Source organism: Mesorhizobium sp. M4B.F.Ca.ET.143.01.1.1 (genome assembly GCF_004792275.1).
GTDB classification, from domain to species: Bacteria; Pseudomonadota; Alphaproteobacteria; order Rhizobiales; family Rhizobiaceae; genus Mesorhizobium; species Mesorhizobium abyssinicae.
This window is the reverse complement of sequence record NZ_SRSR01000166.1, coordinates 1-360: the sequence shown is the minus strand read 5'-3', so window position 1 is coordinate 360 and position 360 is coordinate 1. Positions and strand designations below refer to the sequence as shown.

Below are 360 nucleotides of genomic sequence, written 5' to 3'. Positions count from 1 at the left end.
GGTGGAGTTCTGCTTGTCGGCGCTGGAGACGAAGGCGATGACCAGCAGGAAGCCGGTCGAGGACTTTGAAACCGTGATGCCGTTCCTCTGCACCACCTGCGGCAGTTGCGACCGCACCAGTTGCAGCTTGTTCTGCGTCTGCACCTGCGCGGTGTCGGGATCGGCCGTGCTGGTGAAAGTCAGCGTGATCGAGGCCGAACCGGTCGAGGTCGACGTCGCCGTCATGTAGTCGAGATTGTCGATGCCGGTCATGCCTTGCTCGATGACCTTGGTCACCGAATTCTCGACCGTCTGCGCGTCGGCGCCGGGATAGGTGGCGCTGATGTTGACCGTGGTCGGCGCGATCTGCGGATATTGCGA

Annotated in this window: 1 protein-coding gene; it reads right to left on the bottom strand. The window is 62.2% G+C overall.

Annotated elements, in window-relative coordinates:
- The coding region (locus EN786_RS36450; RefSeq protein ID WP_189524387.1) for an efflux RND transporter permease subunit at positions 1–360 on the bottom strand (360 nt) is incomplete at both ends.